Annotated in this window: 1 protein-coding gene; it reads right to left on the reverse strand. The window is 45.9% G+C overall.

Annotated features, from left to right (window positions below; all coding sequences use genetic code 11):
- Positions 1-333 (reverse strand): hypothetical protein (locus tag QVO97_RS05860; protein WP_288189109.1); only part of this gene is annotated, 333 nt, incomplete at both ends.

Genomic DNA, 333 nt, shown 5'->3' on the forward strand with positions numbered 1-333 from the left:
GAATATGGTATATACACATAACGCGGACACATTTCCATATTCTCCGGCAGCCACTCTGCCCGGTGAAAAATCAGGCTGTCTTTCTCCGGATCACTTCCCAGTACCATGAAATTCTCCGGTATTCCTAAAATTCCTGCATATACCGTAAATTCAAACGAATCCGAAGACTCATGCACCGCGTCCAGACCGCCATAGCTGATATATGGATGGGTATGATAAAAATCCAGAATGGAAGTGATCGCGTCTCCCACTGTCATTGAGATTCCATCTTTTGTTTTCGGCACCGCAATCGTCTGGACCGGCGAACCATACACCGTTTTTTCTGCCTTTTCT

Source organism: Clostridium sp. CAG:43, assembly GCF_000434655.1.
Lineage (GTDB): Bacteria > Bacillota > Clostridia > Lachnospirales > Lachnospiraceae > Otoolea > Otoolea fessa.